Origin of the sequence: Nocardioides sp. NPDC127503 (assembly GCF_040302165.1) — a bacterium.
Lineage (GTDB): Bacteria > Actinomycetota > Actinomycetes > Propionibacteriales > Nocardioidaceae > Nocardioides.
In genome coordinates this window covers 60,551-86,047 of the sequence record NZ_JBEORH010000012.1, presented here as the reverse complement: position 1 = coordinate 86,047, position 25,497 = coordinate 60,551, and the positions used below count along the sequence as shown (strand labels likewise).

The following is a 25,497-nucleotide window of genomic DNA, read 5'->3' as shown; positions in this document are numbered from 1 at the left end:
GTGCGTCGATGAGGCTCGTCGCCCTCTACCTGCGAGCGAGGAGCAGACGACATTTCGCCACCGCCGATGGTGCCCGTCGGATGCTGGCGAGAGAGAAGACCACGGCGGCACCGCCGGAACGACTTCGGGCTCGTCATGTGCTGAGCTTTGCCCTGCACGAGGGGTTCGGCTGCTGGACCGTCGAACCGCAGCGCCCGGACCCCAGTCGGACGGTGATCTATCTGCACGGCGGCGCCTACGTCAACGAGATCTTCCCGCAGCACTGGAGACTCATCGAGCAGATCGCCGACGCCGGTGCCCGGGTGATAGTGCCGGTGTACGGGCTCGCCCCGCGGCACGGATACCAGGACGCGTACCGTCTTCTCACCGCCGTCTACCGAAGCACGCTGTCGACAACGCTCCCCGCTGACATCGCCATCGCCGGAGACTCCGCCGGCGGAGGCCTTGCCCTGGGGTTCGCTCAGACACTCATCGGCACCGGGCTGCCACAGCCCGGCCGGCTGGTGCTCATCTCGCCCTGGCTGGACCTCACCCTCCAAAACCCCGATATCAGGCGCGTTGCCCGCAAGGACCCCTGGCTCGCAGTGCCTGGAGCGCGCGAGTGCGGGCGGGCCTGGGCGACCGGCGATGACCCACGCATTCCGCAGCTGAGCCCGCTGCACGGCCCCGTCGCCGGTCTCGCACCCATGGACGTCTACATCGGCACCCGCGACATACTGCTTCCCGACGTGCTGCTCCTACGCGACCGCGCCGCGGACGACGCCGCCATCACCCTGACCATGTGCCCGGGCGGGGTGCACGTGTATCCGCTCACGCCCACACGGGAAGGACGGGCCGCATCCGCCCGGATCGTGCAGTCCCTCGCCGACAGCAGACTCGAGGTCTGACACTTCGCGCGTCAGTCAGGCGCCGTGTACCTGATCCCGGGCACATGCGACGAGTGCTCCGAGGTCGAGACCGTACGTCGGACCAGCACCCCGCTCGTACCTCTCGAGCCGACCGGCCGCCCGCTCGATGAGCCGGGAGGCGCCGACGGTGTTGCCGCGCTCGTGGTGGGTCAGGCCGACGCACAGCTGGGCCAGGCCCTGCCACAGCTCGCGCTCCTCCTCCGGGCACGACTTCCACCGGACCTCGAGAGCCTCGTGAGCCGCGAACGGGCGACCGTCATCGAGCAGTCTGCGGGCGTACGCCAGAGTCTCCGCCGGCGGAAGCGGTTCCTCGGAGATGGGCTCGACACCGACTGCGTCGTACGGCAACGGGCGTCCGAGCGCGTCACGCGGTCGGGCCTGTTGGGCCCGCCCCTGTTCGTTCCGGTCGCGATCGCTCACCATGTCGGCCTCCTCGGCTCCCACCCTACGGACCCGCTGAGATAACCGATTGCGCGGGACGGCGGGGCCGGTGAGTCTCAGCCCATGGAGTTCTTCTGCTACCACCGCGACCGCCCGGGGTCGACGCCGCTGCGCACCGAGATGGTGGAGGAGCATTGGGCCTACATGGACCGGTTCGGCGCGACGATGATCGCCCGGGGTCCGACCTTCACCAGCGACGAGACGCTGACCGGGAGCGTGCACATCCTCGACCTCCCGGATGCCGCCGCAGCTCGAGCGTTCGCCTTCGAGGAGCCCGGCTACCAGGCCGGTGCCTACCGTGACGTACTGCTGCGGCGGTGGCGCAACACGCTCGGTCGCACCATGTGGGACTTCGGCGACGGGCGGCCGGACAACGACCGATACCTCGTCCTCGGCTTCTGCGAACCGACGGCGGACGACATCGGCCTCCCGGACGGCGACGAGCTGATCGCCTGCGGGCCGCTCCTGTCCGACGACGGAGCCGTGGTGATCGGGGCGGCAGTGCTGCTGGAGGCCACCTCCGCGGGCGTCGCGGGGAGCAGCACTCTCTCCCCCGACCAGTTCGCGGCGATCGAGGTCCACCAGTGGGACTTCGGCGGTCGCCCCGCGTAAGAGGCCACCACATGCACGAAGGGCCCCGACCGCAGCTGCGGTCGGGGCCCTTCAGTGAAAATCAGGCGACGCGGACGTTCTCAGCCTGCGGGCCCTTGGGGCCGGCGGTGACGTCGAACTCGACCTTCTGGTTCTCGTCGAGCGACTTGTAACCGCTGGTCTGGATGGCGGAGAAGTGAACGAATACGTCCTCGCCGCCACCGTCCTGCGCGATGAAGCCGAAGCCCTTGTCAGCGTTGAACCACTTGACGGTGCCCTGAGCCATGATCTTTTCCTCTGTTCGGTGCAAGGGACACTGTGTCCCAAGCCGCTGAAGACATCCATCTGTGCTGATGTCCAGCGAACCGAAAACCAGATAAAAGATACAAGCCGCGACGTGGTGTGCGGCCAGGATGGCTTACAGAGCCATCCCTTCAACAAGATCAACAGTACGCCATCAGACCCGGGATCGTCGTTTCCACGAGATCCCGGGCCTGTCGGATCAGACTCGGGCCGATTCCCCGCGCGAACCAGCAGCGTCCAGCAGCCGGATCGCCTCGTCGAACTCGGCCTCGATGTCCGGGTTCTCCCGGTACGTCACGAGGCTGACCACGACCGCGACGATCGCGTTGAGTGCGAAGCCCGGCACGATCTCGTACATCTGCGAGCTGAGCGCGTCGATGTTGCCCCACACGACGACCGTCACGGCGCCGACGACCAGGCCGGCGAGCGCGCCGGCCGCGGTGAGCTTCCGCCACCACAGCGCAAGCAGGATGATCGGGCCGAAGGAGGCGCCGAAGCCCGCCCAGGCGTACGCAACCAGGTCGAGCACGGTCCCGCTCTTGGGCCACGCCAGGACAGCAGCGATGACGGCGATCCCGAGCACGGCGAGCCGGCCGAAGAGGACCAGCTGGCGGTCGGAGGCGTCGTTCTTGAAGACCGCCTTGTAGAGGTCCTCCACCAGCGCCGAGGAGGTCACCAGGAGCTGCGAGGAGATCGTGCTCATGATCGCGGCGAGCACGGCGGCGAGCATGATGCCCGCGACCAGGGGGTGGAAGAAGATCTGCCCCAGCACGATGAAGATCGCCTCCGGGTCGGTGAGCTCGGCGTCGGGGTTCTGCTGGAAGTAGGCGATGCCGACCAGGGCGGTGCCGACGGCGCCGAAGAGGCTCAGCAACATCCAGCCGATGCCGATCCGCCGCGCGGAGGCCGCCTCCCCCGCCGTACGCAGGGCCATGAACCGGACGATGATGTGCGGCTGGCCGAAGTAGCCCAGCCCCCACGCAGCCGCGGAGATGACACCAAGCACGGTCGCGCCCTCGAGCATGCTCAGCCGCGACGGGTCGACGGCGCGGATGCTGTCCAGGGTCTCGGCGGGCCCGCCGGTCACGAAGACACCCACGACAGGCACCAGGATCAGCGCGAGCAGCATGATCGCGCCCTGCACGAAGTCGGTGTAGGAGACCGCAAGGAACCCACCGAAGAGCGTGTACGCCACTACGACCGCAGCGACCACCAGCATGCCGGTGTGGAAGTCGGTGCCGAAGGAGCTCTCGAAGAAGACGCCGCCGGCGACCATGCCCGAGGAGACGTAGAAGGTGAAGAAGACCAGGATCACGGCCCCGGAGGCCATCCGCAGCAGCCGCGAGGTGTCCTTGAGCCGGTTCTCCAGGAAGCTGGGCACGGTGATCGAGTCACCCGAGACCTCGGTGTACGTCCGCAGCCGCGGCGCCACGACCTTCCAGTTGAGCCAGGCGCCGACGGTCAGACCGACAGCGATCCAGCCCTCCATCAGCCCGGTCGCATAGATCGCACCGGGCAGGCCCATGAGCAACCACCCCGACATGTCCGAGGCACCCGCACTCAACGCACTCACCATCGGGCCGAGATCGCGCCCGCCCAGCATGTAGTCGTCGAGGTTCGACGTGCGCCGGTATGCCCAGGCACCGATGCCCAGCATCGCGACCATATAGGCCAGCAGCGCCAGCATTTGGAAGGTCAGGTCTGACATCAAGACTCCTTGATCGGGGGTTCTCGAGAACTTAAACCGTGAGCCACCTCACCAGCGACGGACACCTGTCATAAACCTGAGGTCCACTCTCTGTACAGATGTCTGAGAGACGGGTCCTCCCGACCTCCATACGCGCTGCTGCCGCGGAGGCACGTTCGACAAACGTTACGCAGTTCGCTTGAATCAGTAGACATTTGCTCAAGGCCCTTGGAGGGCACGTGCGCCCCGAACTGCAAGACGTCGTCGACGACGTATCCCGGCTGCTGAACCACCCGGTCACGCTGGAGGACCGCGACTTCAACCTGGTCGCGTTCAACTCTCACGAGTCGCAGATCGACGACGTACGCCAACGCTCGATCCTCGAACGCAAGTCCACCACCGAGGTTCGCCGATGGTTCGAGGGGTTCGGGATCGCCACCGCGACCTCCCCGGTCCGCACCCCCTCCTCCCCCGAGCTCGGTGTCCTGGGACGCCTCTGCCTGCCGGTGCGCTGGAACGACGTCACCTACGGCTACCTGTGGGCGATCGACGAGAGCCGGGAGATCGACGATGCCGCGCTGCCCGCGGCGATGGTGATCGCCGAGCGGGCCGGCGCCTTGATGGCGCAGCAGGCGCGCACCCGCGAGGACCTCGGGTTCCGGCTTCGCGACCTGCTCTCCAGTGACGTGGACACCGCCGAGCAGGCGGCCGACGAGATCGCCGCCCGACGAATCATCAGGCGCGGTGTCCCGGTCACCGCCATCGAGCTGCGCCTGGTCCGCCAGACCGCCGCCCCGGTGCCGATGAACCTGTGGACACTGCCCCGCTCGGTGATCGCCTGGACCGGCGAGAACCACACCACTTTGCTGATGCCGCTGCCCGGCCACGATCTCACGCCCGCTTACGACCTGGCCCAGCGCGCCCGTGAGCTCTATCTGGAGCGCCTCGATCCCGATGCCGAGACCGACCTGGTGGCCGGCATCGGGGCACCACGTGACGACTTGGCACAGTTCCGCGACAGCTGGCGGCAGGCACGTCTCGCCGCTCGCGTGCTCGAGTCGGTACCCGAGCGTCGGCCCGCGGCCGCTTGGGCCGATCTCGGCATCTACCGCCTCCTGGGCTGCGGCCCCGACAGCGTCCTCGCCGACGCTGTACTGGACACCCCGGTGCGGCGACTGCTGGACCAGGGCGACGCCGAACTGCGCCGCACCGCCCTGACGTATCTGCAACATGGCAACAACGTGCAGAAGACCGCTGCCGCCCTGAACGTCCATCGCCAGACCGTGTACTACCGACTCGAACGCATCGCATCGATCTCGGGACTGGATCTGACCCGAGGCGACGACCTGCTGCGGCTCCACCTCGCCCTGACCTTGGCGCCGGTACTGCACACCCGAACCCAGGCAACCTGACCAAATGCCCTACGGTCTCCCGACGTGACTACGACTGTCGTTGTGGCCGGGATGGGCATCCTCGCCACCCTCCTCGGAGCCTGGTGGGGCGCCTACTGGCAACACCGAAACACCCGCGACCTCCAGCTGCTGGACGCCAGGGTCCGCGTGTACGGCGAGTGCGCTGCGAGCCTGTACGAGTTCGAGCGCGTCACCTACAGCCGCGTCAAGGCTCGCCTCGCCGACCTCCCCGCGGCGGATCGGGAGTCGTTGCGCCAGGAGGCGTACCGCAACAACTCAGCTGCCCGCGCAGCCATCGGCCAGCTGAGCATCCTCAGCGCGGGCGGGAAGATCCCCAAAGGATTCGAGGCCCTCCGTCAGGCGATCGGCGACCTCAACGACGCACCTGGTCTCGACGAGCTCAGGGAGCGGCACGAGGAGATCTACGTGGAACTCGACCGAGTCCTGGAGCAAGCACGCGCCGACCTCGCGCGCTGAGCTGTCTACTGGGCGGCTGCTCAGCCAGAACGCCGGTAACGCAGCCAGACAACGCCGTCGGCGACGGCTTCGACCTGGTCGAGGGTGAACACGAGGGTTGCGGTGCTCGCGCCGTACCACCGAGTTGCCGACTTCGCGCCCACGGTAACGGGGTGCACGAGGAGGCTGACCTCGTCTATCAGACCCTGCTCCAAGAGTGCGCCCGTCAGCACACCGCCACTGTCGACCCTGACCGTCTCCACACCTTGCTCGGCAAACCGTTCGAGCGTACGACGAAGGTCGACCCGCTCTCCGGGCCGATCGGCTTCGAGGCGGATCGCGTCACGCCAGTGCCCAGCGCTGCGGAGGGCCTCCCATGCCGATACTCGCCCGCGGCTGTCCACCACCGCCAAGAGCGGCCCGTCCGGGTCTGGGCCTGGCCCAGGTGTGCCTGAGACGAGGGCCTCCTCCTGGGCCAAGATCGTGTCTGCGCCGACGAGCGTGACATCCTCCTGCCACGTGGTGATGAGCCCGTAGAAGGTGCCCAGGTCGGGCGAGAACCCGGTGGTGGCCCCGTCGAGCGAGACCGCATGGTGAGCGATCACCCGGGGCCGCGACCTGCTCGGTGCCGGCATGCTCGAAGCCATGGCTTCGATGCTACGACTGGAGACCCTGGCGGTCCGATGCAGATCCGATGCAACGCGAAATCTGAAAGGCCGTCTGATCTGCTTCTCAGCAGGTCAGACGGCCTTTTCGGGGTGGTGCGTGATACTGGGTTCGAACCAGTGACCCCTTCGGTGTGAACGAAGTGCGCTACCACTGCGCCAATCACGCGTTGCGGGTGAAACATTAGCGCATCCGCTCGCCGGACCCACATTCGGGCCATGCCGGGACGTAGGCTCCCGGCCATCGGCATGACACCCAGAGGCAACCGAAGGAGCGAGGATGCTCGCGTACGAACGGACCGGTAGCGGGGAGCCGCTGCTCCTGATCCATGGAATCGCGCACCGCAGGCAGGCGTGGGGCGGGGTGGTGGAGCGGCTGGCCGACGAGTTCGAGGTGATCACGATCGATCTGCCGGGGCACGGTGAGTCGCCGGCGTTCGATCTGGCGGGGCGTACGGTGCGGGAGGCGGTGGCCCACGAGCTGAACGAGCTCCGAGAAGAGCTCGGGATCGAGCGGCCGCACGTCGCCGGCAACAGTCTCGGCGGGTTGCTCGCGCTGGAGATGGCCGATGCCGGGCACGCACGGTCGGTGACGGCGCTCTCCCCCGCCGGTTTCTGGATGAACCACGTCGACTACCTCTACGTCAGGGGCCTGTTCGCCGGGATCCAGGCGGTGGCGCGGCCGCTGGCGCCGGTGGCGGGGACGCTGCTGCAGTCGCGGGTGGCGCGTACGGTCACGATGGGCTGCTTCTTCGCCCGCCCGGGGCAGATCGACCCGGCCGTCGCGGCAGCCGACACGGCCAACATGGTCGCCTCGCGCGAAGGGATCAGGACGTTCTTCAGCGGTGTCTACCGCTACAGCTACGCCGGGCCGACGCAGACCTACGTCCCGACCACGGTCGCCTGGGCCTCGCGCGACCTCACGCTCCTCCCCTACCAGGCGAAGGTGGCCGCACGGCGCCTCCCGCACGCGACCCACCGGTGGCTGGCGGGCTGCGGTCACGTACCGATGAACGATGACCCCGACCTGGTGGCCGAGGTCATCCGCGAGACCGCCCAGACGCAGCGGCGCGACGAGCAGGTCGCCTAGCCTCGAGCGGCGAGGATGCCGCGCGGGTCGAAGGCGACCCGGATCTCGGTGATCAGCCCTTCCTCGACGCGCATCCAGTTGGCGGTCGGGGCGGGGTCGGCGACGGTGGTGTGCAGGTCGAACCAGGTGATCACGCTCGGCCCGTCGGCGAGCCGCTCCTTGACCTCAATCTTGTCGAGCACCTGGGCCATGCCCTCGAGCCCGGCAACGCACTCGTCGGCGCCCTCGATCGTGGCGAGCGGGCCGGCGAAGCTCACGTCGTCGGCCAGCAGCCCGCGCAGGCGGGTGAAGTCACGCTCCTGCCAGGCGGTGAAGTACGCCTCGGCGAGCTCGGCAGCGGATGCGGTCATCGGATCTCCTCAGGTCGGTTCGGCTTCCACCACTCAGCCTGACGCGACTCCAGCGAACACTCAAACAGATAGTTCTGCTGCTTGCTAGCATCAACGGTGATGGAAATCGGACAGCTCCGCTACTTCGTCGCCGTCGTCGACCACGGCTCGTTCACAGCCGCGGCGCAGCGCCTCCACGTCAGCCAGTCGGGCATCAGCGCCCAGTTGGCCAAGCTCGAGCGCGAGCTCGGCCACGACCTGCTCGTCCGGGGTCCCCGCAACGTACGTCTCACCCACGCGGGCGAGACGCTCCTCCCCCGCGCCCGCGACGTGATCCGGGCGATCGAGGGTGTGCGGCAGAGCGCCGACGAGCTGAGCGACCTGATCCACGGCCAGGTGCGCCTCGGGATGATCGCCGGCTGCACGATCCCCGGGTTCCTCGACGCCGTCGCCACCTTCCACCGGGAGCATCCCGGCGTCTCCGTCGAGCTCGTCGAGGACACCTCCGACCGCCTTCAGCGACGTACGCTGGCCGGCGAGCTCGACCTGGGCCTGATCTCCCACGCGGGACCCGTCATCGACGGCCTCGCCACCGAGTCCGTCAGCAACGAGCGGCTCGCGGTGATCACGCCGGCCGGCCATCGCCTCGCCGGTGCCCGGCCGAGGCTCGCCGACCTCCACGAGGAGACGGTGCTCTGCATCCCGCCGGGCACGGGCATCCGTACGGCCCTGGAGCAGTCGTGCGCACGGGCGGGCGTGGAGCCGAGGGTCGATCTGTCCGGGTCCAACCCGGAGACGCTGCTCGGGCTGACCGCCCGCGGGCTGGGCGTCTGCGTGCTGGCCGAGTCGATGGCGACCGGGACCGATCTGGTCGCGACGCCGATCGTTGACGCGGAGGTGCGCGCCGGGCTCGCGCTCGTTGTCCGCGACGGCGACCAGCAGCGCGCCACCCGGCGGCTCTACGACCTGCTTCAGGCCGCGCTGACCTGAGGATGGCGCAGCCCGGGATGGTCCTCGGGCAGCGAGCGCCGCAGGACGACCCAGCTCACCAGCAGGCACAGCGCGACCAGCGGCCAGCTGAGCGCGACCCGGGCGATCGCCAGCGCGACCACCTCGCCGGACCACCACAGCGGGCCGAAGATGGCGACCCGGATGACGTATTGACAGACCCAGACCCAGCTCGCCAGCGCATAGCCGCGCAGCAGGACGGGGTCGCGCCGCCAGGCGCCGCGCTGGCGCAGCACCAGGCCGACGACCACGCCGAGCAGCGGCCAGCGGAATGCGATGCTGACGGCCCACACCAGCGCACTGGCCGCGTTGGCGGCGAGCTGGACCACGAAGAAGTCCTCCGCCCGGCCCGTACGCAGCGCGATCATCGCCGCGACCGCGACCCCGGCCACACCCAGGAGCACCGCGCGCGGCTTTCGACCCTTGCGCCACTGCCAGATCGCCACGACCGAGGCCACGGCGAGCGCCACCACGGTCGCGATCCACAGCTCTCCGCTGACCAGCCAGCCGGCCGCGAACGCGACGGGCGGGACGGTTGCATCGATCGCCCCGCGCGCGCCTCCGAGGAGGTCGGCGAGCGTCTCGGCGTCTTCGTTGCGGCGGTCGGTGGTCGTCACGGGAGTAAGGCTAGCCTTACTTGCAAGGCGTGTGACGCCTCGGCCCGCGTAAGCGACCTCTCGGCCGACGGGGCTGACGCCTCGGCCGACGGGGGTGACGCCTCGGCAAAATTTCACCGGGTGGGCAACCGGCGGACGTACCCCGGCCATCCGGTGCCGCTTTGCTCTGAGCGCCGCTGCTCGGGCATGCGGGAGACGCCTTATCCCAAGCGGAGGTTTCAACGTGTCACACGAGCACCATCCCCACTCGCACGGGCCCGACGGGCACCACCAGGCCCACGCGCACGGCCACGACCACGATCACGGCCACACTCACTCCCACGAGGTCGACGAGATCACCCTCGCCGCCTCCTCGGACGCGTCCGACAGCGACCTGCGTCCCGCCGAGGTCACCCGGCGAAACCTGCTCCGCGCCGCCGGCATCGCCGGTGCCGTAACCGCCGGGATGGCGGGCATGACCGGCGTGACCCCGGCGATGGCCGAGACAGCCACCACCGCCACCACGAAGAGCGGCAACCGGGCCACGATCCGGCACTGGCTCGCCGGCGACCACCACATCCACACTCAGCACAGTTCGGACGCGATGTACCGGGTCATCGACCAGGCACAGCACGGCGCTGCGTACGGCCTGGACTGGCTGGTCATCACCGACCACGGCGGCGCGACCCACGCCAAGCTCGGCGTCGACCTGGTCAACCCCGACATCGTGGCCGCGCGCAAGGTGCTCAGGGACACCCTGATCTTCCAGGGCCTGGAGTGGAACATCCCGGCCGCCGAGCACGGCACCGTCTTCGTCGCCCCGGGTGCCAACGAGGTCGCGGTGCTCAAGCAGTTCGAGAACGACTACGACGGCTCCGTCAAGGGCGCCAGCGGCAACTCCCCGGAGAACGAGGCGCTCGCCGTCGCCGGCATCCAGTGGCTCGGCAAGCAGGTCGACAAGCGCCGCGTCGCGGACGCGCTCTTCCTGGCCAACCACCCCGCCCGCAACGGCATCGACAGCCCCCACGAGGTGCGTGCCTGGCGTGACGCCGACCCGCGGATCGCGATCGGCTGGGAGGGCGCACCCGGCCACCAGGCGGCAGGACTGCCCGCCGGCTACGGCCCCGGCAGCGCCCGCGGCTACTACGGCAACTCCGCCGGTCCGAACTCCTTCCCCGGCTACCCCGCCGAGTCCTACCGCTCGTGGGGCGGCTTCGACTGGTTCACCTCGACCGTCGGCGGCCTGTGGGACTCGCTGCTCGCCGAGGGCAAGCCGTGGTCGATCAGCGCCAACTCCGACTCCCACGTCAACTGGGGCACCACCTCGCGCCGCCCCGACGGGTCGGACTCGGCGTACTTCAACGCCAACGGCCGCTACGGCGACCCGGTCTACGCCGGCTCCCTCAACACCACCGCCGGTGACTTCTGGCCGGGCTACTACAGCCGCACCCACGTCGGCGCCTCCGAGCGCAGCTACGGCGCGGTCATGAAGGGCCTGCGCAACGGCCGCGTCTGGGTGGACCATGGCGCACTGGTGAAGTCGGTCGACGTACGCGTCGTCTCCTCCGACGGTGGCTCGGAGAGCCTCGGCGGCACCCTGAAGGCGAAGAAGGGCAGCCGGATCTCGCTGGTCGTCACCATCGCCGCCCAGGACGTCCCGAACTGGTCGCAGTTCCTCCCGAGCCTCAACCGGGTCGACGTGATCCGGGGCGCGGTCGACCCGACGTACGTCTCCGACCGCGACACCTGGAAGGCGCCCGACACGAAGGTGATCGAGCAGACCGACACCTCGGGCCGCACCGGCACCTTCCAGCTGCGCTACGACCTCGGTCGGGTCGAGGAGGCGTTCTACGTGCGTGTCCGCGGCACCGACGCCAACCGGTCCCAGCCCGGCTACCTCGGCGCGAGCGTCGACCCGGCCGGTCCCGCGATCGACGTCGTCGGCGACGCTGACCCGTGGGTCGACCTGTGGTTCTACACCAACCCGGTCTGGGTCGTCCCGACGCGATGACCACCCGACGCCTGGCCGTCGATGCCGACGCCCGGGACCTCGCCGCCGCCGAGCACCTCGTCCATCGCCTGGACGAGGTGCTCGGCGCGGGGCAGTCCGAGGATGCGTACGTCATCAGCACCCATGTCGTGCGCGAGCCGACCGGCCGCTTCGTCGCCGTCCTGGACTGGCCCGACGGCCCGGCGGTCGAGGAGCTGACCGCGCTCCTCTCCGACCAGCTCCCCCAGGCGTACGTCACCACCGACTCCCCCGCGCTCGACGAGGCCGCCGCACGCAGTGCCGGGCGGCTGGCGCGCTACCCGGGTCGCACCCGGATCGAGACCGTGACCACGGTGGCCGCGGTCGAGGCGGACAGCGTCGTCGACGCCGTCGAGGGCCTGGCGGGCATCGAGCTCGAGCCGGGCGACGCCCTCGATCTCACCGGGTTCGCGCGGCCGGTGTGGCGCGAGGGGCGCTGCGTACTCCTGGTCCAGCGTTCCGCCGCCGGTCTGGTGCCGTTCGAGATGCGCCACCAGATCCCCTGCTGCTCGGACCACTGAGGTTCAGACCGACGCGGAGCCTCGCGGCAGCGGAGCCTCCCAGTGGCGCCACATCGCCAGCAGCCGCCAGCCGGCGCAGACGACGAAGGCGGCGGCCATCACCAGCGACTGCGGCAGTGTGAGGAACAGGCCGAAGGCCACGATCGCCGCACCGGCGAAGGCCGGGATCGCGTAGAAGACGCTGCGGCGCAGGATGATCGGCACCTGGCCGGCGAGCACGTCGCGGATCACCCCGCCTCCCACCCCGGTGGCCAGCCCCATGATCGCGGCCGCGAGCGGGGAGAGCCCGAAGTCGAGCGCCTTGACGGCACCGGCGATGACGAACAGCCCCAGGCCCAGGGCGTCGAAGACGTTGATCATCGGCCCGAGCCGGCCGAGCGCAGGATGGAAGTAGAACGTCAGCAGACCGGCCGCCATCGGCACCACGAGATAGCGCCAGTCGGAGAGCGCGGCGACCGGCGTCGCGCCGATGGCCATGTCACGCAGGACGCCGCCACCGAGGCCGGTGACGCAGGCGAGGACGATCACGCCGAAGATGTCGAGCTCCTTGCGGACCGCCATCAGGCCGCCGGAGAGCGCGAAGACGAAGCACCCGACCAGGTCGAGCACGAGGAGGGTCAGCGTCTGTTCCACGGCCAAATGGTCGCCTCGTTGGTCCCAAAAACCCCAAATGCCACGGCCACGCCGCACGGCCACCCAATACGATGCAGGTCTGTGGCGTAGGGTCGTCACAACCGTATCTAGAATTGAGAAGAGGATGTCAGCCGAAGGATTGCCCCTGACTCCGGGCCAGCTCGAAGAGCAGGCACCGGATGAGGCTGGACCCGTCCTTCTGCGGCTCATCTCGGTCAGTGACGATGGTTTACGCATGCTTCTCGTCGATGACGAGGACCGTGAATACACCGCCGACATCGACGACCGTCTCCGTGCAGCACTCGAGGCTGTGTCGACCCGCCGATCGGAGCAAACCGTGAACAAGACCCCGAGCAGCAGCCTGCGGCCCCGTGACATTCAGACCCGTATTCGTTCGGGCGAGAGTGCCGAGGAGGTCGCCGCTGTCGCCGGCACCACGGTCGAGAAGATCTTGGCCTTCGCCGGTCCCGTCCTCGCCGAGCGCGAGCACATGGCACAGCGCGCCCAGCAGGCTTCCGTGCGCCGTCGGCCCGGTGAGGCCGCCAGCACCGCCCGCACCCTGGGCGAGGCGGTCAGCGCCCACTTCCAGACGATGTACGTGGACCCCGAGTCGGTCAACTGGGACTCCTACCGGCGCCCTGACGGGCGCTGGAAGCTCACCGGGGAGTACGAGACCCCCGAGCGCTCCGGCATCGCCGAGCTCACCTACGACGCTCCCGGCAACTTCGTCGAGCTCGACAACGACGACGCCCGCTGGCTGACCGGCGAGAAGCTCGAGGCCGCAGTGCCTGAGCCGGAGCCGATCACCGACGACATGCTCGCCGCCCGCCGTCGCCGCGCCCAGAGCTCGACCCCGCCCGCGCAGGCCCCGGCCGCCCAGGCTCCGGCAGCGCCCGCCCCGGCGCCGGCCGCACCGGCTCCGGTCACTCCTCCCCCGGCTCCCAAGCCGGTCAAGGAGCCCAAGCCGGCCAAGACGGCTCAGGTCGATGTCGACACCCCGCTCGAGGCGTTCCTGGGAGACGAGAGCCCGACCGGCAAGCAGGCGCCGGTCCCGGCCGAGCCCGAGCTCGAGCCGGCGGTCGTCGAGCCCGCGGCCGCCGAGGCTCCTGCCGAGTCCGAGCAGTCCGAAGAGGCTCAGCAGAAGCCGGCCAAGAAGTCGTCCGCACGCCGCAAGCGCGCCTCGGTCCCGAGCTGGGACGAGATCATGTTCGGCGGCGGCAAGTCGGAGTGAACCGACTGGTGTGAACCCGTTCACGGACCGGCCATCGGCCGGTCCGTGTTACGTCGGCGACCCGACCCGACAGAGTCGGCAGCGGGTCGGGCGCAGTTCATGCGCCCCCGATGAAGTGAGTGGAGGCAAGCACTTCCACCTTTCTCGGAGGCCCCCCGATGCTCCTGCCCGACTCGCTGAGCCGACGCTCCCTCCTCTCCAGCACCGCCACGACCGGCTTCGCCGCTTCCGCAGCCATGCTGCTCGGCACCGGCTCGATCCCCGCAGACGCGGTCTCCGTCAAGGGCGCCACGTCGCTCTCCGGCTACCCGTTCACCATGGGCGTCGCCTCCGGCGACCCGCTCCCCAACTCCGTCGTCCTCTGGACCCGCCTCGCCCCCGAACCGCTGGCCGCCGACGGTCTCGGCGGCATGCCGCAGGAGCCGGTCAAGGTCCGCTGGCAGGTCGCGGAGGACCCGCTCTTCCGCAAGGTCGTGAAGTCCGGCACCGTCACCGCCACCCCGAACTTCGGCCACTCCGTCCACCCCGAGGTCTGGGGCCTGCGCCCGGGCCGCGACTACTGGTACCGCTTCCTGGCCGCCGGTGAGGTCAGCCAGACCGGCCACACCCGGACCGCCCCTGCGTACGGCTCCTCGCTCTCGCAGATGAGCTTCGCCTTCGCCTCCTGCGCGCTCTACAGCCACGGCTTCTACACCGCCTACCGGCACCTGGCCGACGAGGACGTCGACGTCGTCTTCCACCTGGGCGACTACATGTACGAGTCCGGCGTCACTCCCGAGAACAACTGGCGCAACACCCCGGTCTCCCCCGCCGTCGGCGGCGAGACGCTCGACCTGGCGCGCTACCGACTGCAGTACGGCCTCTACAAGTCCGACCCGGACCTGATGGCCGCCCACCAGTCCCACGCGTTCGTGGTCGCACCCGACGACCACGAGGTCGAGAACAACTGGGCCGACGAGACCCCCGAGGAGCGGAGCCAGTCGCAGGGCGAGCTGTGGATGCCGCGGCGTACGGCTGCCTTCCAGGCCTACTACGAGCACCTGCCGTTCCGTGCCAGCTCGCTGCCGGACGGTCCGGACATGCAGATCTACCGGAGCCTGCGCTACGGCGACCTGGTCGACTTCAACGTGCTCGACACCCGGCAGTACCGCGACGACCAGGCGTACGCCGACGGCTCCGATCCCGCGAGCCCGGAGCTGACGCCCGACATCTACGACCCGTCGCGCTCGATGATGGGCTTCGAGCAGGAGGCGTGGCTGCAGCGCAACTGGCGTCAGTCGACCGCCCGCTGGCAGGTGCTCGCCAACCAGGCGCCGATGGCCGAGACCGACCTCGACGAGACCGAGGCCAAGACCCTCTACATGGACCCGTGGGACGGCTACATCGCCAACCGCAACCGGCTCCTCGAGGGCGCTCGGACCAGCGGGATCGACAACCTCGTCGTAATCACCGGCGACCGGCACCACAACTACGCCAGCAACCTGCTGGCCGACTACGACGACCCCGAGTCGGCCGTCGTCGCCAGCGAGTTCGTCGGCACCTCCATCGCCAGCGGCGGCGACGGCGCCGACATGACCACCGGCGGCGAGACCCTGCTGCGGGCCAACGACCACCTGAAGTTCTTCAACAGCCAGCGCGGCTACGTACGCGTCAAGGTCACGCCCGAGGAGTTCTCCAGCGACTTCCGGGTGGTCCCGTACGTCCAGCGCCCCGGCGCCCCGGTCTCCACCCGCGCGACGTACGTCGTCGAGAACGGCCGCCCCGGCGTCCAGCTCGACACCAAGAGCACCCCCGTCGGAACGAGGTACGCCGACGTGCCCATGCCGACGCTCAACCGCTAGCCGAACGGCAGCGGCTCGGGCACCAGGGAGACCGACTGGGCCCGGGCCGCGGTCAGGCGGCGGCGGTGATGCTGGCGGCAGAGGACCTCGTAGGAGACCGCACTGGGTGCCTCGTCGGTGTCGCCGACGACGACCTGATCGCCCTCGGTGACCATGACGCCGTCCTCGACGCGGGCGTTGTGGGTGGCACGCTTGCCGCACCAGCACAGCGCCTCGACCTGCAGCACCTCCGTACGGTCGGCGAGCTCGACCAGACGAGCGGCGCCGGGGAAGAGCCGGGTGCGGAAGTCGGTGAGGATGCCGAAGCAGAAGACGTCGATCTGCAGCTCGTCGGTGATCTTGGCGAGCGCCTCGATCTGCTGAGGCGTGTAGAACTGCGCCTCGTCACAGATCATGTAGTCGATCCGGGCGCCGTGGGTCAGCGAATCGACGGCGTGGCGCCAGAAGTCGAAGTCGTCGGTGACCTCGATCGCGTCGTGGGTCAGACCCAGCCGCGAGGTGACCACCGCCTCGCCGGAGCGGTCGTGGGCGGTGAAGATCAGCCCCACTCTGCCGCGAGCCGCGTGATTGTGGTTGGTCTGCAGCGCGAGGGTCGACTTCCCCGCGTCCATCGTCCCGGTCCAGAAGGTCAGCTCAGCCACTCGGAGAACACTAGTGGTTCAGGATACGAGGAGGGGGATCAGCATCTCGTCAGGGGTCAGTGATCCGTGCAACCCGACCAAGGTCGTCTCGTACTGGAACAGGCTCGTCGAGACGACCGCGTGCTCGCCGTGGGAGGCGACGATGACGTCGCCGAGCCGCGGCAGCACCGACGGGGTGACCGGCCCGAACCAGCCACGCCGGATCGCGGTCTCCCGGGTCATCACGTCGGCCTTGTCGCCCAGCGTCTCCGACCAGGTCGCGACCACGTCGTCGACGGCGCCGCGCGAGCAGTAGAGATGCCGGAAGCGGGCCTCGCCACCGACCAAGGCGACCCCGTGGCGGAGCTCGGGGAAGTCGTCGATGTCGGTGCGGGAGCTGGCCGGCGAGTCGATCATGCCGTGGTCGGCGAGCACCAGGAGACGTACGGACGGGTCCAGGGCATCGCGGAGCTGCTCGGCCTCGGCGTCGATCATCGAAAGCTGCTGCAGCCAGGGCGAGGAGGCGACGCCGTACTTGTGGCCGGTCCAGTCCAGGTCGCCGTCGTAGAGGTAGGTCAGCGAACCCGGCACCCGCGAGAGCGCGACCGCCGAGGCGATCCGCTCGCCGACTCGGTCGGCGCCGACGAACTCCGCGCCCCGGTGGGCGGCGATGGTCAGCCCCGAGCCACCGAAGACGCGCTTGTTGATCACCGTGACCGGCACCCCGGCCTCGCCCAGCCGCTGGAAGACGGTCTGGTTGGGCTGCCACTCGACCGGGTCGACGTCCTTGCGCCACTGCAGCGCGTTGAGCAGGTGCTCGGTGCCGGGGATCCGGGAGGTGTAGCCGACCAGCCCGTGCCCGCCGGGCGTCAGCCCGGTGCCGAACGAGGTGAGGCTGGTCGCCGTCGTCGACGGCACCCCGGCCGTCCCGGCCTCCTGGTCCTCGCTCAACGAGGCCAGGAACGGCGCGGCGTGCGCATAGCGGCGCAGCAGGTTGGTCCCCATCCCGTCGACCAGGAAGACGACGTACGCAGCGGCCGAGGGCAGCTCGAGACCGGATTGGCCGAAGCGGAGCCCGAGGCCATTCTGTCCAGCCTCGGAGGTGCCCAACGGGATGCCCATGGCGGCGGCGACCGCCGGCAGGACATCACCCAGTGAGCGCTCCCCGTAGGCGGGGGCGACGAACCCGGTCACCAGCCCCTCACCGGTTGTGGGTGCGAGCCGAGAGCGATTCCGCGAAGGAGAGCAGGCGGTCGACCGAGTCGTGACCGTCGGCGGCGGCCGAGACGCGCAGCGAGAAGTCGTCGGGGGTGAGCACCCCGGTGTAACCGTGGTCGGCGTCGCAGTTGGGGTCGGAGCAGCCCGCGGGCTCGAGGTCGACGCGGTTGACGCCGCCCCAGCCGATGGTCATGACCACCTCGGCAGGCTTGCTGGATCCCTTGGTCGGGTTGGTGATCATCCGGGTCACGACCACGGAGTTGACCGAGTCGATGCGTACGGCCTCGGTCGAGGTCGAGGTGTAGGGCTCGGGCAGCAGGTCGTCGCCGGCGTGCTCGTCGGTGTGGGCCAGGATCAGCCGAGTCGGGGTCAGCACCAGCACGGAGAGGTGACGGCGCACCTCGTCACGGTCGAACGTCGGCTCGTGGTGCAGGAAGAAGGAGGACACCTTCTCCCCCGCCACTGCGGAGGCGACGCAGTCGGCCACCACCTCGGGGTAGTAGCCGGTGCGGTCGATCTCGGCGCGCAGGTCGTCGGCGCGGTCGAGATCATCGGTGCGGGTGCTCATGGGTGCCAGTCTGTCACGCTCGCGTGTAGCACGGGCTACTGGCGGCGCCGGAGTACGCCTGGAGCATTGCCGTCGACTTTCCTGTTCTGATGGTGTAAATCCTTGCAACGCACCAGACACCGGCGGAGGGAAGCCATGGACGGGATCGGGCTCAGTCAGGCGATCGAGACGTTGAGACAGGAGCTTTCCGACGCCCAAGCGAGCGGCCGCGAGGGTGAGCTGCGGTTCGAGCTGGGGACGGTCGACCTGGAGCTCAGTGTCGCCATGACCAAAGACGCCAACGGCAAGGTCGGCTGGAAGATCCTCGAGGCCGGTGGATCGGTGGGCACGGAGCGTACGCAGACCATCAGGCTGTCGCTGAAGCCGCTCTCGGGTGCCGCTGCGTCGAAGGAGACGACCGCAGGTGGGATCGTGATCTCCGGAGAGACGTCTCCGTCCCGCGACGACCACACACCCGGGACCGAGCGCACCATTCCCATCGTCGACACGGTCGAAGAAGACGAATAGCCGTCAGATGACGACCCAGCCGACCGGTCCTGCGAACGATCGAGTCGTTGCCGTCGTCGTCCACGTCTCCGAGACCCGGGAGAAGTGGGGCACCGGCTATCTCGTCTCTCCGAACGAGGTCCTGACGGCGTGGCACTGCACGGTCGATGACCCGGCCCACCCCGATGAGACGCCCGACCCTCGCGTCACCGTCCGGCGGAAGAGCCCGGACGGCACGTGGGAACAGAGCTCGGTCTCGCACATCATCGGGAGCAGAAAGCGGAACGGGGCCGGCTGGGGTCTGGACATCGCGCTTCTCACGCTCGCCGATCCTCCCTGGCATGACGCCGGCTGGAAGCTGCCGACGTTCGCAAGATGCGACCGGAGCGGCGCGGGCTCGTTGCGAGACTGCGAGGCGGTCGGCTATCCCCGCTATGCGCTCGACCCGACGCAGGAGCTGTCCACCGCATCGCTCTCCGGCACGATCAGGCTCGCGGAGGGCGCGAACGATGCGCAGGAGCACCTGATCCTGCGTGACGCCGAGATCGGTGCCGTCAGGGTCCCGGGACCGGCCGACAGTTCTCCGTGGGGCGGCCTGTCGGGCTCCCTGGTGTTCTACGACGGAGACGTGCTCGGCCACGTCGTCGAGCACCACCCCCACCGGGGAAACAACCCGGTCAAGGTCATTCCCATCTCCAGGCTCGCCCGTTCCACCGGGCAACGCGCGCGGGAGATCGCCCAACGCCTGGGCATCTCCTCGGAAGAACACCTCAAGCTCGTCCGCCCGACGAGACAGGGCGAACGGCCCAGGCTCCTCGCGCCGAGGTCCCTGCATCTGGTCGAGGACGGGCTGCCACGCGAGGAGCTCGGCATCAAGGAGTCGACCAGGCTCCCGGAGGAGCTGCCCGACAGCGCTGACCCGGACTTGTCTCCCGCCTTCCCGCTGTACGTCGAACGCGACCAGGACCAGCGGGTCCGCCACGCCATCCAGGCCTCCGCGGACTCGGGTGGCGGCATCGTGCTCCTCCGCGGCGAGCCGGGCTCGGGCAAGTCCCGATGCCTCTACGAAGCCGTCCGCCAGGTGCTACCCACGTGGAGGCTGTTCGCTCCCGTCGGCGACCACCCTTCGGCGGAGTTCCGGGAGTGGGCTCGAGGGACCGACCGGGGTAGGACGGTGGTCTGGCTGGACGAGATCGCAGGCTTCCTCGGCTCGGACAAGGTGCCGTATCAAGTGTTCCGGGACCTGCTCGACGACCGCGAGAACCCGGTGGTCATCCTCGGCACGATCTGGCCCAACACCTACGCGGACCTCACCTCGTCCTCCTCTCCGGACGGTCGCGACGGCGGCGGACGCGACTACGGCGGCCAAGACGCGCGCCTGCTGCTCAAGTGGGCACCTCCCGACCGGGTTCCCCTCGAGCCCATCGACATCAGTCTGGAGCTCTCCGAGGAGGAGTTCGGCCGGGCCACCTCCCTTGCAGCTCGCGATCCGCGTCTCGCGTCCGCTGTCACCGAAGACGGTCGTTCTCTCGCGCAGAGCCTGGCCGGAGCTCCGGCGATCCGTGAGCGGCTGACCTTGGCCACCAACAACCCGGGCCAAGCGGTCCTGCGCGCCTGCGCGAAGATCCAGCGCTATCTGCACCCCAACCTCGTGCCCGTGCCAGGGCCGGTGCTGAAGGCGGTTGCGCGCACGTACATGACAGATTCCGAGCGTGCGGAAATCCTCTCCAGCCCCGACTGGTTCACCAAGGCGGTCGAATGGGCATGCCGGCCCGTCAGGGGCAGCGGCACCACCCCGATGCAAGCGGTCGCCCCCGTAGACCCGTTCGCCGACGAGAGCGAGATCGAGGGCTACGTCGTGTCCCACTTCCTGTTGCGAGACGGGCCCGACGATCCCCCGGCTGAGCTCTCCGACAACGCGTGGCTGGCGCTCGCCAAGTGGGCTGACGACGCTCCTCCCGCGATGCTCGGTCAGCTCGCGCGCGCGGCGTACCGACAGCGCGACTTCCAACACTCCGAAGACATCGGACGCAGCGCCCGGGGTCGGGACGCCGCGGCACTTCTCACGCTCGGCCACCTGAAGTTCGACGACGGCGACCGCGACGCTGCCGAACAGTTCTATCTCCAGGCTCAAGACCTCGATCGGACGTACGCACCGGCGATGAACGCACTAGGGTTCCTCGCCTTCAAGGACGGCCGTGTCGAGAAGCAGCGTGAGTGGTACGAGCGGGCTCATCGCGCCGATGGCTCCGCGGCTATGCCGATGAACAATCTGGGTGCCTGCGCACGCTCCGATGGCGACCAGCAGACGGCAGACGACTGGCACCGGAAGGCGTTCGAGGCCGATCCCACCGCGCCCCGGATGATGACCAACCTGGGCCAGATCGCCGCCCGCCGTGGATCGCTGACTGAGCAGCGCGACTGGTTTCTGAAGGCCCATGCCAGCGACCCCTCTATCTACTGGGTGATGAGCACGCTCGGGGACATCGAGGAACAGGCCGGCGACGCGACAGCCGCCCGCACGTGGCGCGAGAAGGCGCTTGCCGGCGCGCAGAGCGCCGTCAGCTCCTACCAGCGCCTCAGGGAGGAGCACTCCGCCAGGTACGCGTACTCGCTCACAGAGAACCTTCGCAACCTCGGTGACGCCCACGCTGCCCTCGGACAGCACGACGAGGCGCTGATCGCGGCCCGACAGGAGGTCGCGATCCATCGCGACCTGGTCCGCAGGTCTGAACGGATGCTCCCCGAGCTGGCAGATGGGCTGAGTACCCTCGGCATCCGGCTCGGCGCGGTGAACGAGAACCGGGAGTCTCTCCTCGTCAGCACCGAGGCGGCATATGTCTACAAGGATCTCGCGGACCGCAACCCACAGGCGTTCCACGGCCACTATGCAGCTGCTCTCCACGACGCCGCGAACGCCTATGCCCGCCTCGACCGCGAGATAGCGGAGCGCATCATGCGACGTCAGGCTCTCCCGAGCTACCGGTACGCCGCCGAGCATGACAGCGACTGGACGCGCTGGCTCGCAAGCGGCCTCGAGGCGCTGGCGGCCAGCTACTCCCGCTACTCGTCCACCGCGGAACTGGCCGTTCCGCTCCTTCGGGAAGCGCGCCAGATCCGTCGACGCGTGACAGAGATCGACGTGAGGGAGACAGTCGCGCTCGCAGACGCGTGCGCCTCGCTCGGCCGAACACTGTTGAAGACAGGGCGATTCCGTGCCGCGGCGGCTGTGTCCGGACACGAGATCCATCTGCGCTCGAGGTTCGACGGTGCGCAAGCCAGTGAGTGGTCGATGTGCGATGCACACGTGAGACTCGCCGAGTCCCTCGCCCTAGCCGGGATGCCGGATATGGCACGCCGCGCCGCCCGCCGAGGCGAGCGGCTGTATCTCCGGATGCTGGCCGGTCAGACCTCGTACGACTGCGTCGTCATCCTGCGAAAGCTGGCTCGGATGCTGGTTGTGAGCAACCGCTACGCCTACCGCCCGCCGCAGCGCGCCCTGACCTACTCGACGAAGGCGTTCGAGATTCATCGAAGGCTGGCACAGGCGAGTCCCGCGACCTACGTCAGCAGCCTGAGCCGCACGGCGCGTTCGCACGCCCACGTCCTGGCCCGGTTCGGCGCTCATGATCCAGCCACGACGAACAGCACCTAGAGGAGTTGATGACATGCCCGAAGGTCCATCCGAAGACCGCCTGGACAAGTTGCTCGACGAGATCATCGAGGACGAGATACAGAAGGAGAAGTCGCCCGACCTGTACTACGGAAATGTCGAGGAGTTCGTCAAAGACAGGTTGGTCCATCTGTTCGCGCGGTCCCCGGAGTCGGGGCTCGTGTGGTGCCCGGAGTGGTACCGCCATGCCGAGGCCCTCTCGCGCCTGGACGCGATCTGGCGGGCGTGGGAGAACCTGCGGCTCGACCCTGCGACCGGCATCTCGAACTGGTGGCTGCACCATGTCGACCCGAACATGCGCGTACTGATGGATCCTGTCGCCGGCCCCTTCGCCCGATGCACGAACTGGGTACACGGCGACACTCTGGCTCCGCTGCCCCACGTGGATGCCCCGCCCGGTCTGTTCACCGATGCCCGAGGCGAATGGTTCTCAGGAACGCCGCTGGGCCTCCCCGACGACTGAGTCTCGGGCGTGCTCGGCGCCGGCTCACCCCGGGAGGGTGTCGCCCACCGCCGGGTTGAGGCGGCGTACGAACCAGTCCGAGCGCGGATCGGCGACCAGGTCGACCCTGGCGCCGGCGGTGAGGACCGCGGATCCCTCGAGCCCGACGAGGACCAGGGAGAGGTCGAGGGAGGAGATCTGGGGCAGGTCGTTCTGCAGCTGGGCGACCCTGAGGACGAGCCGCTCGATCTCGTCGACGTCGACCATGTCGCCGCCGCGGTAGCCGAAGAGCATCGGCGCGGCCTTGATCTCGCGCACCATCGAGGCGGCGTCACGCTCGGACAGCGGCGGGATCCGGTAGGCCTTGTCGGCCACCAGCTCGGTGATCGGGCCGGCGATGCCGAAGGAGACCACGGGACCGAACAGCGGGTCCTCCATCGACCGGATCGCGACCGGGACGCCCGGGGGCGCGGTGCGCTGCACGGTGAACCCGCCGGTCTCGGGCGGGATCCGGCTGGTGATCAGCTCCCAGGCCTCGGTCATCTCGTCGACGTCGTCGATGTTGCGTACGACATGGGCCTGGTCGGGCCGCTCCCGGACGCTCTCGACGGTCGCCTTGAGGACGACACCCCAGCCGAGGTCCTCCGCGGCGGAGATCGCCTCCTCGAGGGTGCTGACGCTGTGGGTGTTCCACAGCTTGATCCCGTAGGCGGCCAGGACCATGCCCAGATCCTCGCGGCTCAGGTCGCCCCCGGCCGGGCGCGCGGCGAGCACGTCGGTGACGATCTTGCGGGCCGTGCGCGGGTCGCACTCGTCGGTGCTGAGCCACGGAGTCTCGCCGTCGGCGGAGCGCAGCCACACGGCGTACTCCACGACCTTGGCCAGGGCGCGTACGGCCGACTCCACCGAGGAGTAGGACGGCACCGAGCCGCGACCGGCGGTCGAGCCGGCGACGTCGGGGACACGGAGCAGCTCGGGGACACCCTCGGCGCCCAGGAAGCTGGTGACCAGCGGCTTGTCGGACTGCTCCCCCACCGCGGCGAGCACGTTGGCGATCTCCTCGCCGGAAACGTTGAGCGGCGGGATGTAGACCGAGATCACCGCATCGACCTCGGGGTCGTCGATGGCCGCGTCGAGCGCGTCCTCGAAGTCCTCGGCGCTCGGCTCGGTCGGGAGCGGGACCTGCTTGTTGACCTGCAGGCCCGCCGAGACGGCGGCGTCGGCGGCCAGCAGGCCCAGCGCGTCGGAGTTGCCGACGATGGCCACCCGCCGGCCGCGCGGGAGCGGCTGGTGGGCGAGGAGCTGGGCGACGTCGAACATCTCGTCGAGGGTGTCGACCTGGATGATCCCGGCCTGGCGGAACATCGCGTCGACGGCCGCCGGCGGGGCACTGATCTTGCGGACCGCGTGACCCATCGGCACACCCTGGGTGGTGCGGCCCGAGCGGACCGCGACGATCGGCTTGCGCAGGGAGACGCGGCGGGCGATGCGGGAGAACTTTCGCGGGTTACCGATCGACTCGAGGTACATCATCACGACCTCGGTCGAGACGTCCTCCTCCCAGTACTGCAGGAGGTCGTTGCCGGAGACGTCGGCGCGGTTTCCGGCGCTGACGAAGGTCGACAGGCCCAGACCACGGTTGTTGACCTTCTCCAGGATCGCGGAGCCGAGCGCGCCGGACTGACAGAAGAAGCCCGCGCGGCCGCGCGGCGGCATCGTCGGGGCGAGGCTGGCGTTGATCTTGACCTGCGGGTCGGTGTTGATGACGCCGAGCGCGTTGGGCCCGATCAGCCGCAGCCCGTAGGAGCGGGACAGGTTGACCAGCCGCCGCTGCCGCTGGCGGCCCTCCTCGCCAGTCTCGGCGAAGCCGCTGGAAATCACCACGAGCCCGTGTACGCCCTTGGCGGCACAGTCGAGCACGACGTCCTGGACGGCGTCGGCAGGCACCGCGACGATCGCCACGTCGACGTCGTCGGGGATGTCCTGGACGCTCTTGTAGGCCGGCATCCCGCTGACCGCGGTGGAGCTGGGGTTGACCATGTAGACCCGGCCGGTGAAGTCACCGATCACCAGGTTGCGGACCAGCGCCTGGCCGACGGTCTCCTGCCGCCGGCTGGCGCCGATGACCGCGACCGAGCGCGGGTTGAAGAAGCGGTGGATCGAGGCGGACTCGGCCTCGTGCTCGCGCAGGGCGAGCCGGCCGACCGCGGTGTCGGTGACGTCGATCCCGAACTGCAGCGAGATGACCCCGTCCTCGTAGACGCTGGCCACCTTGTAGCCGGCGTCGCGGAAGGTCTGGATCATCCGCGCGTTGTCGGGGAGCACGTCGGCGGTGAACTTGGTGACCCCGCGCTCACGCCCGGCCTGGGCGAGGTGCTCGAGCAGGATCTGCGCGATCCCCCGGCCCTGGTAGTCGTCCTCGACAAGGAAGGCGACCTCGGCCTCGCCGGGCTTGACCACGTCGTAGCGCCCGACAGCGATCATCCGCCCCCGCAGGGTCAGGATGAACGCCACCCGGTCCTTGTGGTCGACCTCGGTGAAGCGCGCTACATCGCGTGCGGACAGGTGCGGCATCGGCGAGAAGAAGCGGTAGTACTTCGACTCGTCGCTGACCCGGTGGTCGTAGAAGTCGACCAGCAGGTCCTTGTCCGCCGACCGGATCGGCCGGATGTGGGCTGTCCGCCCGTCGCGCAGCAGCACGTCCGCCTCCCAGTGGGAGGGGTACGGCGGGGTCTGCTGCGCGGTCACG

General features: G+C 69.3%; 24 protein-coding genes and 1 tRNA gene. 13 read left to right on the top strand and 12 right to left on the bottom strand.

Going from position 1 to position 25,497, the window contains the following annotated elements; all coding sequences use genetic code 11:
* Window positions 1-8: 8 nt before the first annotated feature.
* Complete coding sequence (locus ABTW65_RS24590) at window positions 9-887, top strand: alpha/beta hydrolase fold domain-containing protein (RefSeq protein ID WP_350665050.1); 879 nt, start codon at window positions 9-11, stop codon at window positions 885-887.
* 15 nt (window positions 888-902) lie between these two features.
* On the opposite strand, the gene ABTW65_RS24585 is transcribed toward ABTW65_RS24590, so the two are convergent.
* Window positions 903-1,331 (bottom strand): DUF309 domain-containing protein, encoded by a 429-nt coding sequence (locus tag ABTW65_RS24585; RefSeq protein WP_350665047.1) that lies wholly within the window; start codon window positions 1,329-1,331, stop codon window positions 903-905.
* Window positions 1,332-1,412: 81 nt separating this feature from the next.
* On the opposite strand from ABTW65_RS24585, the gene ABTW65_RS24580 reads away from it, so the two are divergent.
* Complete coding sequence (locus tag ABTW65_RS24580; RefSeq protein WP_350665045.1) at window positions 1,413-1,961, top strand: YciI family protein; 549 nt, start codon at window positions 1,413-1,415, stop codon at window positions 1,959-1,961.
* Between the two features lie 61 nt (window positions 1,962-2,022).
* Here the strand turns inward: ABTW65_RS24580 and ABTW65_RS24575 are convergent, their stop codons facing one another.
* Together ABTW65_RS24575 and putP are read right to left on the bottom strand one after the other, a co-directional pair.
* Window positions 2,023-2,226, bottom strand: coding sequence for a cold-shock protein (locus ABTW65_RS24575; RefSeq protein ID WP_141804077.1), 204 nt, complete (start codon window positions 2,224-2,226; stop codon window positions 2,023-2,025).
* Window positions 2,227-2,442: 216 nt separating this feature from the next.
* Complete coding sequence (gene putP, locus ABTW65_RS24570) at window positions 2,443-3,951, bottom strand: sodium/proline symporter PutP (RefSeq protein ID WP_350665042.1); 1,509 nt, start codon at window positions 3,949-3,951, stop codon at window positions 2,443-2,445.
* Window positions 3,952-4,169: 218 nt separating this feature from the next.
* On the opposite strand from putP, the gene ABTW65_RS24565 reads away from it, so the two are divergent.
* Both ABTW65_RS24565 and kilB read left to right on the top strand, forming a co-directional pair.
* A complete protein-coding gene (locus ABTW65_RS24565) occupies window positions 4,170-5,342 on the top strand; it encodes a PucR family transcriptional regulator (protein WP_350665040.1) in 1,173 nt (390 codons plus the stop codon).
* 24 nt (window positions 5,343-5,366) lie between these two features.
* Complete coding sequence (gene kilB / locus ABTW65_RS24560) at window positions 5,367-5,819, top strand: plasmid transfer protein KilB (protein ID WP_350665038.1); 453 nt, start codon at window positions 5,367-5,369, stop codon at window positions 5,817-5,819.
* A 20-nt stretch (window positions 5,820-5,839) separates the two neighbouring features.
* Here the strand turns inward: kilB and ABTW65_RS24555 are convergent, their stop codons facing one another.
* On the bottom strand, window positions 5,840-6,445 hold the full coding sequence (locus ABTW65_RS24555) for a dihydrofolate reductase family protein (protein ID WP_350665036.1): 606 nt from the start codon (window positions 6,443-6,445) through the stop codon (window positions 5,840-5,842).
* 112 nt (window positions 6,446-6,557) lie between these two features.
* Window positions 6,558-6,632, bottom strand: a tRNA-Val gene (locus ABTW65_RS24550).
* A gap of 111 nt (window positions 6,633-6,743) precedes the next feature.
* Here ABTW65_RS24550 and ABTW65_RS24545 point away from each other — a divergent pair.
* Window positions 6,744-7,553 (top strand): alpha/beta fold hydrolase, encoded by an 810-nt coding sequence (locus ABTW65_RS24545; protein WP_350665034.1) that lies wholly within the window; start codon window positions 6,744-6,746, stop codon window positions 7,551-7,553.
* Here ABTW65_RS24545 and ABTW65_RS24540 read toward each other — a convergent pair.
* Window positions 7,550-7,903 carry a nuclear transport factor 2 family protein gene (locus tag ABTW65_RS24540; RefSeq protein ID WP_350665032.1) on the bottom strand — a complete coding sequence of 118 codons (354 nt, stop codon included), beginning with the start codon at window positions 7,901-7,903 and terminating at the stop codon, window positions 7,550-7,552. The genes ABTW65_RS24545 and ABTW65_RS24540 overlap by 4 nt on opposite strands.
* A 99-nt stretch (window positions 7,904-8,002) precedes the next feature.
* Here ABTW65_RS24540 and ABTW65_RS24535 point away from each other — a divergent pair, with 99 nt between their 5' ends.
* On the top strand, window positions 8,003-8,872 hold the full coding sequence (locus ABTW65_RS24535; RefSeq protein ID WP_350665029.1) for a LysR family transcriptional regulator: 870 nt from the start codon (window positions 8,003-8,005) through the stop codon (window positions 8,870-8,872).
* On the opposite strand, the gene ABTW65_RS24530 is transcribed toward ABTW65_RS24535, so the two are convergent.
* Window positions 8,854-9,507 carry a DUF3159 domain-containing protein gene (locus ABTW65_RS24530; RefSeq protein WP_350665028.1) on the bottom strand — a complete coding sequence of 218 codons (654 nt, stop codon included), beginning with the start codon at window positions 9,505-9,507 and terminating at the stop codon, window positions 8,854-8,856. The genes ABTW65_RS24535 and ABTW65_RS24530 overlap by 19 nt on opposite strands.
* Before the next feature lie 223 nt (window positions 9,508-9,730).
* Between ABTW65_RS24530 and ABTW65_RS24525 the strand changes: the two genes are divergently transcribed.
* Window positions 9,731-11,497 (top strand): CehA/McbA family metallohydrolase domain-containing protein, encoded by a 1,767-nt coding sequence (locus ABTW65_RS24525; RefSeq protein ID WP_350665026.1) that lies wholly within the window; start codon window positions 9,731-9,733, stop codon window positions 11,495-11,497.
* A complete protein-coding gene (locus tag ABTW65_RS24520) occupies window positions 11,494-12,036 on the top strand; it encodes a hypothetical protein (protein WP_350665024.1) in 543 nt (180 codons plus the stop codon). Before ABTW65_RS24525 ends, ABTW65_RS24520 begins: the two co-directional genes overlap by 4 nt.
* A 3-nt stretch (window positions 12,037-12,039) precedes the next feature.
* Here the strand turns inward: ABTW65_RS24520 and ABTW65_RS24515 are convergent, their stop codons facing one another.
* Window positions 12,040-12,669 carry a trimeric intracellular cation channel family protein gene (locus ABTW65_RS24515; RefSeq protein ID WP_350665022.1) on the bottom strand — a complete coding sequence of 210 codons (630 nt, stop codon included), beginning with the start codon at window positions 12,667-12,669 and terminating at the stop codon, window positions 12,040-12,042.
* On the opposite strand from ABTW65_RS24515, the gene sepH reads away from it, so the two are divergent.
* Together sepH and ABTW65_RS24505 are read left to right on the top strand one after the other, a co-directional pair.
* A complete protein-coding gene (sepH, locus tag ABTW65_RS24510) occupies window positions 12,572-13,900 on the top strand; it encodes a septation protein SepH (RefSeq protein WP_350665020.1) in 1,329 nt (442 codons plus the stop codon). The two genes, ABTW65_RS24515 and sepH, sit on opposite strands and share 98 nt — an antisense overlap.
* 158 nt (window positions 13,901-14,058) lie before the next feature.
* On the top strand, window positions 14,059-15,741 hold the full coding sequence (locus ABTW65_RS24505) for an alkaline phosphatase D family protein (RefSeq protein WP_350665018.1): 1,683 nt from the start codon (window positions 14,059-14,061) through the stop codon (window positions 15,739-15,741).
* On the opposite strand, the gene ABTW65_RS24500 is transcribed toward ABTW65_RS24505, so the two are convergent.
* Genes ABTW65_RS24500 through ABTW65_RS24490 form a run of 3 tightly spaced genes read right to left on the bottom strand, consistent with a single transcriptional unit; the run spans window position 15,738 to window position 18,147 of the window.
* Window positions 15,738-16,382, bottom strand: a complete 645-nt coding sequence (locus tag ABTW65_RS24500; protein ID WP_350665016.1) for a thymidine kinase — start codon at window positions 16,380-16,382, stop codon at window positions 15,738-15,740. The genes ABTW65_RS24505 and ABTW65_RS24500 overlap by 4 nt on opposite strands.
* Before the next feature lie 18 nt (window positions 16,383-16,400).
* Complete coding sequence (locus ABTW65_RS24495; RefSeq protein WP_350665013.1) at window positions 16,401-17,555, bottom strand: alkaline phosphatase family protein; 1,155 nt, start codon at window positions 17,553-17,555, stop codon at window positions 16,401-16,403.
* A gap of 7 nt (window positions 17,556-17,562) precedes the next feature.
* Window positions 17,563-18,147, bottom strand: a complete 585-nt coding sequence (locus tag ABTW65_RS24490; protein ID WP_141804060.1) for a DUF5998 family protein — start codon at window positions 18,145-18,147, stop codon at window positions 17,563-17,565.
* 135 nt (window positions 18,148-18,282) lie between these two features.
* Here ABTW65_RS24490 and ABTW65_RS24485 point away from each other — a divergent pair, with 135 nt between their 5' ends.
* Genes ABTW65_RS24485 through ABTW65_RS24475 form a run of 3 tightly spaced genes read left to right on the top strand, consistent with a single transcriptional unit; the run spans window position 18,283 to window position 22,769 of the window.
* Complete coding sequence (locus ABTW65_RS24485) at window positions 18,283-18,654, top strand: trypco2 family protein (protein WP_350665011.1); 372 nt, start codon at window positions 18,283-18,285, stop codon at window positions 18,652-18,654.
* Window positions 18,655-18,661: 7 nt separating this feature from the next.
* The gene (locus ABTW65_RS24480; RefSeq protein ID WP_350665009.1) at window positions 18,662-22,288 is read left to right on the top strand and encodes a trypsin-like serine protease; all 3,627 of its coding nucleotides are present in this window, start codon (window positions 18,662-18,664) and stop codon (window positions 22,286-22,288) included.
* A gap of 13 nt (window positions 22,289-22,301) precedes the next feature.
* The gene (locus ABTW65_RS24475; protein ID WP_350665007.1) at window positions 22,302-22,769 is read left to right on the top strand and encodes a DUF4913 domain-containing protein; all 468 of its coding nucleotides are present in this window, start codon (window positions 22,302-22,304) and stop codon (window positions 22,767-22,769) included.
* A gap of 24 nt (window positions 22,770-22,793) precedes the next feature.
* On the opposite strand, the gene ABTW65_RS24470 is transcribed toward ABTW65_RS24475, so the two are convergent.
* Window positions 22,794-25,496, bottom strand: a complete 2,703-nt coding sequence (locus tag ABTW65_RS24470; protein WP_350665005.1) for a bifunctional acetate--CoA ligase family protein/GNAT family N-acetyltransferase — start codon at window positions 25,494-25,496, stop codon at window positions 22,794-22,796.
* Window position 25,497: the final 1 nt, after the last annotated feature.